This window comes from Pseudomonas sp. GW822-FHT04C11 (assembly GCF_058800905.1).
Window position 1 is genome coordinate 1 of record NZ_JBXAMS010000035.1, and the last position, 6,050, is coordinate 6,050.

The following is a 6,050-nucleotide window of genomic DNA, read 5'->3' on the forward strand; positions in this document are numbered from 1 at the left end:
CCTTTTTGCTGATTCCATTACTCCCTCCTGAAAATAGATCAGAAGGTGTAAACCTTATTCAGGACGGGACACGCATAAAAAATAAATCCATCCCCTTTTAGGTCCCTTTTAGGGATGCTCCGATCAACTTGCCGCACGGCGGCGGCAAGTCGAAAACTCCCCCGACCCGCACCGCTATTTGCCAAAACGCGGCCGATGCGTCGTGTATTGAAGGCTTTTTCGCCCGATCTTCCATGTTAAGCGCCCAACTCGCCCATACCCATCAGCTGTTTTCGAGCCATCCATAGGTTTGACAGGGCGAACAGCGTGGTCAGCTGAGCTGTGTTTTTCATCAGTCCACGAAAGCGCACTTTCACGTAACCAAACTGCCGCTTGATCACCCGAAACGGATGCTCGACCTTGGCTCGTGTCTGAGCTTTGCAGTACTCGATCTTGCGCTTGGCCTTGTAGAGCAAGCTGCGTTTATTCAACTTGGCATAGGTGCTGCGGCGCGCAGCGATTTGCCAGATCACCTCACGATTTTCATGCTCTTCGCGCTTATCGACACCGGTGTATCCGGCGTCCGCATACACGGCGTTTTCTTCGCCATGCAGCAGTTCGGCGACCTGCGTGACATCAGCCACATTAGCGGCGGTGCCATGGACGTGATGAACCAGCCCCGACTCGGCATCGGCGCCAATATGGGCCTTCATCCCAAAGAAATACTGGTTACCTTTCTTCGTCTGATGCATCTCGGGATCGCGCTTGCCTTCTTCGTTCTTCGTGGAACTGGGGGCATGAATAATGGTTGCATCAACGATGGTGCCCTGGCGTAGCGACAGGCCTTTTTCTTGCAAATAACCGTTGATGACCGCGAGGATCGCAGGTGCGAGCTGATGCTTCTCCAGCAAGTGCCGGAAGTTCATGATCGTGGTGTCTTCGGGGATCGGTGCGCTGAGCGTCAGGTGTGCGAACTGGCGCATGGGCGTGATTTCATACAGCGCTTCTTCCATGGCTGGATCGCTCAGGGAGAACCAGTTCTGCAACAGATGGATGCGCAGCATGGTTTCCAGAGGGTAGGGTTTTCTACCGCCACCAGCTTTGGGGTAGAACGGCTCGATCAGCCCCAGCAGGTCTGTCCAGGGCACGACCTGATCTATCTCGGCGAGAAAGCGTTCGCGGCGAGTTTGCTTGCGCTTACCGGCGTACTCAAAGTCGGAAAAACTCATCTGGCTCATGGACGGCTCGGATCAGGTTGTCAGGCGCATTTCAGCACATTTGAAGACTTGTTCGGAGATTCCTTAGGTCCTAGCCCATAGAAATCATTGAACACCACTATATGGATCACCAACAGAATCTCCGAACTCAGCTATTGCACCTCTAATTTCCTCAGCAACCTCCAACGATAAGACTTTAAAATCCTGAGCCAATATAAAATTAAAAAACCCCACAAGACCAAGTCTTGCAGTGATAGCGATAGCACCTTCAACAAATTCTAAATCACTGCCATCCCAGTACGATATTAAAATACTCTCCAAGTCACTTCTCAAGGAGTCACATAAAATCGTATACGTATGCCACTGACGACCACTAAGCTCAAGTAGAACATTTACAACATCGAATTTATTACACTTAGTATCCGCGCCACTTTCAACAATCCCTAAAAACTCAATATACAACTCACCCTCTGACATAGAGTCTGGCAAAGAGCAGTAATACGAAAAATCTTTCATTTCTAAAAACCCGCAGAAATTTAAAAGGGAGCGGATTTATTTTCGATGCGCCTGACAGAACTATCACCTTACTCACGCATAAAAAATAAATCCGTCCCCTTTTAGATGTTCACAGCGCTGGGTCAGGCGGCTGATCTGCCGCCTGACGGGCGAAGCCCCCCCGTTCGCCGTGACTGCGAACGGTTGCTCGACCGGCTGAGCCCACGCATTCATCTGCCGATCAGCATCTACCTAATCAAGCACCAGGATCCGCGACTGGCCTATTGCAATGAGGCGGCGCGGATCAGTTGAGCAGTGCGCCACTCGATCCAGTGAACCGAAGTTCCAGGTGCTGGCACACGTGCGTCGGCTGCGTCTTTCAGGATCTAATCATCAGTCATCACGTTTACTTGACCAACACTTTATCGATTTCCTGAACCAGGGACCTTGGTGCGGGCGTATCGGCATACACCTGAGCCATCTCCATTGGGTCGACCATTGGCGTGGTCACCCCGTCGAAGGAAAAACCGCCGACCACATAACGTGTGAAGGTCGGCGACGCCGGGTCTTCGTCGACCTGCCAATACCCGTCATACCGTGTCGCCAGGTACTCGCCGATGTAGTAACCGATACGGGTAATGAACCAGACCCGGTTGGCCTCGCTGATCACTGCACTTCGAAAACCGCTGTCCAATTGGGCCAAAAATTTCCCGGGAGTGTTCAGGACCTCGTGAGGTTGTTCAAACCCCAGGCTGGTGCAGAACTCATGGAGCACCGGCAGGCGTTCGGACTTGAATGCTGCAAAACCAGCCTTGCGACGTGCCAGCAATTGCTCGTCTGCCCCTTCAAAATTATCCATCCAGCCCTCATCAATCAATTATGAATAAGCACATCAATTTTATTTTAACCGAAAAGGGGACGGATTTATTTTCGATGCGCCTGACAGGACTATCACCTTACACACGCATATAAAATAAATCCGTCCCCTTTTAGACCCGGGCATCACACGCCCGGTTGCGCTTGTAATAAGCCTGACGGGAAATCCCCATGAACTGGCAAGCCCGACTAATGCTCAGGTCTTGGATCTGCCCTTGGGAGAGGACTTGCCGGATCGCTTTTTTACGACAGAAACACCGAAGTCGTTCTTCAAAACATCAACGACAGCTTCGAAAAACTGAGCTTTCTGGTTGGCTTGGGCCAGCTTTTCTTCAAGCTCTTTGATTCGCTGTTCGGGTGTCAGTGGTTTATCGGGCTCATCCATGGAACGGGGTCTCTTGGAGCGAATGGACGCGCCTTGACTCCAGTCCTGCCGACCATGCCTGCGTAACCAGTTCAGTACGGTCGATTTACCCTGAATGCCATAGCGCTCTTGAGCCTCTTTATAACTCAACTCGCCTTTTTCGACCTGATCGACGACCGACAATTTAAAGGTCCGCGTGTAGTCACGCTGACTGCGCCTTTTTCCTGTATTCATTACTCCCTCCTGAGAATGGGTCAGAAGGTGTAAACCTTATTCAGGACGAGACATCGGCAAGGGTTGAGGTACGGAGGAATGGGCACCCGAAGAAGGTTAAGTAAGTGCCATTCAAATCCGTCCCCTTTAGGTCTTACTTTAAGCATTCAACACTGTAAAGCTTACATCACCGGACTTCAAAAATTCTTGAAAACAAAAAATAACGATATCTATATTTCTTGTGACAAAACTCGCCGGATAGTAATCGCCCAGAACATCAACCAGTTTTGCTCCAGTCGACGCATTATTAAGAGTACGCACAACATGCTCACCATCATCAAGGTATTGGTTCAGCATCAGAATATAATTTCCAGAATCAGCATAAAGATTGATTTCGTAAGGTCCGACTTCAGGTGCCGGGGAAATAGACAACGAAGCGACGCCGTCGACTTTACTATATTTACATATAATGGACCTTACATCTTCCATGGTCGGCTGATCAATGAGAGGGATTTGCGATCTGCCATGCTCAGGACTAAGGGTATACCCTCCGATGATCATCTATTTTTTCTCCTTAATAGACTTCATACCTGACTCCCAGTAATCACGAAAAGGGGACGGATTTATTTTCGATGCGCCTGACAGGACTATCACCTTACTCACGCATAAAAAATAAATCCGTCCCCTTTTAGGTCCATTGCTGATTTCTCAGTAAGCCAAGGCGACTCAAAATCAATTTTTTTAAATTCTCCTCTGGATTAAATTCAAGACATTTTTTAAGATCCGCAACGGCAGCCCTATCATCACCCAACTCGTGAAAAACATCAGACCGATTATAGTAGGTCCACGGGTAGTTTGGATTCAATTCGATAGCTTTAGCAAAATACCTGAGCGCATCTGAAAACCGCTTCAACTCTAAATAGATTGTAGCCACAGTGCTATAAGCTGACGCATCAGCATACCCAAGAGCAAAAGCTCGCTCCAGATCACTGAGCGCCATATCGGACCTCTTCAGCATCGCATACACTGTACCACGATCAGCATATGCCAAAGCATTGTCTGGGTCGACTTGAATGACATCCCCGTATAAACCAAGTGCATCATCCGCCCGACCCTGGGACAGGAATAGTCTCGCCCTCATACAAAAAACCGATAGATCAATCTTCTTTTCACTCATACAACTGTTCCTCGATGACTCTCATATTTTTTTTGCATTAGCACTCACCTTTTCAATTAGACTCGATAAATAAGCTTCCATGACATCGAAGCGGATCGCCGTCGCATACGGGCGTTTGGGGTCTTGCCGTGAACACGCCCTAATCGAAGATGGAATATCCTCCCTTAGCCACAACTCCTTATATTGAAATATAGCATATGAAGTTCCTTCGATCTCCTCCACGACCATATGACCGCGCCAAGCATTTTCATACAACTCCCCAGAAATTGATTTAACAAATAAAATAGCCTGATCCCCCACAATCAAAGCCATATCTCCCCATGTCCCACCAGATCGAACGAACTCAACCTCTGAACCAAGGAAGGTGCTATCAATCCCTTTCCCTGTCGTATATATTTTTTCAATTTTCGCCCGTAATACTTGCGGGCGCGGCGCATCAACAATCTTGACAAAAACAAGATCATATCTCGCCACTTTCTCAGATAAAAATCCTAATTCCTCGCTCACTTTTGTGGCCTCCACTGCGTCCCAACCTGCTCAAGCTTGGGTATATAAATCATCATAACTCCGGAATTTTCCGGGATCGGTATGTCAAGTCTACTTGGAAAGGTGGCGCAATTAAAATAGCAACCGACGGCTGCAGCTACTGCTCCACCATTTATACACGAAAAGGGGACGGATTTATTTTCGATGAGCCTGACAGGACTATCACCTTGCTAACGCATATAAAATAAATCCGTCCCCTTTTAGACCGTAAATTCAAATAAACCCCTTTCCTTCAATATATGCCCACTAGACCAGCCCCAAGATCGGCTTGATCTGCTCATTCATTTGTACAAAAATTTCATAGGACATGTTCGGGTCATCATTGAGAATTAAATAGACCCCACCCATCAGCCGTACCGCCATACGACACTTGCCTTCCAATCGTGCAATTACTTCATCAGGGCCATAGCCTAGAGCACGCTGACAAAGGGCTGCATCCCAGAACTGGGCAGGATATAGCGTATAAATATTGTTGCGCCCATCAATATCTAAAGTTTTGTCCTCACGCAACTGATTATAAACCGCATTGTCATCGTTCAACCCTCCTTGATAATACAAACCATACAGATCATAGGATACATGAGCCCTATACCCCTTGAACGCCTCAATCACTTTTGGTAAGTGCTCATTCACAACAAGTTTATAATCAACAGCCTTGTTTGATATCTTAAATCCAAACCGCAAGTGTTCGTCATAGGAGGCCCTATCTTCATATATGTATCGATCACCACGATACGCATAGCCCCCCACACACCGGAGGCCTCTGATGGGAAGTTTAACTGTATAGGTAGCAACTAACCCGTCGCCGCAACTCGGGGTAGCCGGAAGCTCAAGACCCGCAAACCCTAAAGGAGCACCAATCCGAGACATCCTATCCATGATTTCAGCATGTCGCTGATTTATAGATAGAGTTTTATCAGGACACGTATAAAACCATAGTTCTATATCTGCTGCACTCATGGGGTTCTTGTCCTAGTACTAACAATGCTATCGAAACCACTGGACCGAATGAAAGCTTTAGCCTGCGCCTCAACTTTTTTGTTCCAATTTAAAAGGGGATGGATTTATTTTCGATGCACCTGACAGGACTATCACCTTACTCACGCTGTCTAGTCCTGAAATAGGTTTACACCTGTTTCACTTCAACGCCCGATGCACCGCATCGGGCGTTTTGTATTTCAAA

Annotated in this window: 7 protein-coding genes and 1 pseudogene; all 8 read right to left on the reverse strand. The window is 47.9% G+C overall.

Annotated elements, in window-relative coordinates; genetic code table 11:
* Positions 1-236 precede the first annotated feature (236 nt).
* The 8 genes and pseudogenes from AC1RJ3_RS29485 to AC1RJ3_RS29520 all read right to left on the reverse strand — a co-directional run bounded on the left by AC1RJ3_RS29485 (position 237) and on the right by AC1RJ3_RS29520 (position 5,827).
* Positions 237-1,217, reverse strand: coding sequence for an IS5 family transposase (locus AC1RJ3_RS29485; RefSeq protein WP_493081971.1), 981 nt, complete (start codon positions 1,215-1,217; stop codon positions 237-239).
* Between the two features lie 84 nt (positions 1,218-1,301).
* Positions 1,302-1,712 carry a hypothetical protein gene (locus tag AC1RJ3_RS29490; RefSeq protein WP_493081973.1) on the reverse strand — a complete coding sequence of 137 codons (411 nt, stop codon included), beginning with the start codon at positions 1,710-1,712 and terminating at the stop codon, positions 1,302-1,304.
* 385 nt (positions 1,713-2,097) lie between these two features.
* Positions 2,098-2,550 carry a hypothetical protein gene (locus tag AC1RJ3_RS29495; protein ID WP_347929569.1) on the reverse strand — a complete coding sequence of 151 codons (453 nt, stop codon included), beginning with the start codon at positions 2,548-2,550 and terminating at the stop codon, positions 2,098-2,100.
* A 136-nt stretch (positions 2,551-2,686) separates the two neighbouring features.
* Positions 2,687-3,165, reverse strand: a pseudogene (locus tag AC1RJ3_RS29500) (IS3 family transposase); the annotation flags it as partial.
* A 138-nt stretch (positions 3,166-3,303) separates the two neighbouring features.
* Positions 3,304-3,705 carry a DUF6911 family protein gene (locus AC1RJ3_RS29505; protein ID WP_493081975.1) on the reverse strand — a complete coding sequence of 134 codons (402 nt, stop codon included), beginning with the start codon at positions 3,703-3,705 and terminating at the stop codon, positions 3,304-3,306.
* A 127-nt stretch (positions 3,706-3,832) separates the two neighbouring features.
* Complete coding sequence (locus AC1RJ3_RS29510) at positions 3,833-4,321, reverse strand: tetratricopeptide repeat protein (RefSeq protein WP_347929568.1); 489 nt, start codon at positions 4,319-4,321, stop codon at positions 3,833-3,835.
* 21 nt (positions 4,322-4,342) lie between these two features.
* Positions 4,343-4,828 (reverse strand): hypothetical protein, encoded by a 486-nt coding sequence (locus tag AC1RJ3_RS29515; RefSeq protein ID WP_347929567.1) that lies wholly within the window; start codon positions 4,826-4,828, stop codon positions 4,343-4,345.
* Positions 4,829-5,113: 285 nt separating this feature from the next.
* A complete protein-coding gene (locus AC1RJ3_RS29520) occupies positions 5,114-5,827 on the reverse strand; it encodes a hypothetical protein (protein ID WP_493081978.1) in 714 nt (237 codons plus the stop codon).
* Positions 5,828-6,050 lie beyond the last annotated feature (223 nt).

What these genes read in the sequence shown, in the direction of transcription:
- AC1RJ3_RS29510 (WP_347929568.1), bottom strand. Translation starts at nt 4,321, where the DNA reads ATGAGTGAAAAGAAGATTGATCTATCGGTTTTTTGTATGAGGGCGAGA.
- AC1RJ3_RS29495 (WP_347929569.1), bottom strand. Translation starts at nt 2,550, where the DNA reads ATGGATAATTTTGAAGGGGCAGACGAGCAATTGCTGGCACGTCGCAAG.
- AC1RJ3_RS29490 (WP_493081973.1), bottom strand. Translation starts at nt 1,712, where the DNA reads ATGAAAGATTTTTCGTATTACTGCTCTTTGCCAGACTCTATGTCAGAG.
- AC1RJ3_RS29505 (WP_493081975.1), bottom strand. Translation starts at nt 3,705, where the DNA reads ATGATCATCGGAGGGTATACCCTTAGTCCTGAGCATGGCAGATCGCAA.
- AC1RJ3_RS29485 (WP_493081971.1), bottom strand. Translation starts at nt 1,217, where the DNA reads ATGAGCCAGATGAGTTTTTCCGACTTTGAGTACGCCGGTAAGCGCAAG.
- AC1RJ3_RS29520 (WP_493081978.1), bottom strand. Translation starts at nt 5,827, where the DNA reads ATGAGTGCAGCAGATATAGAACTATGGTTTTATACGTGTCCTGATAAA.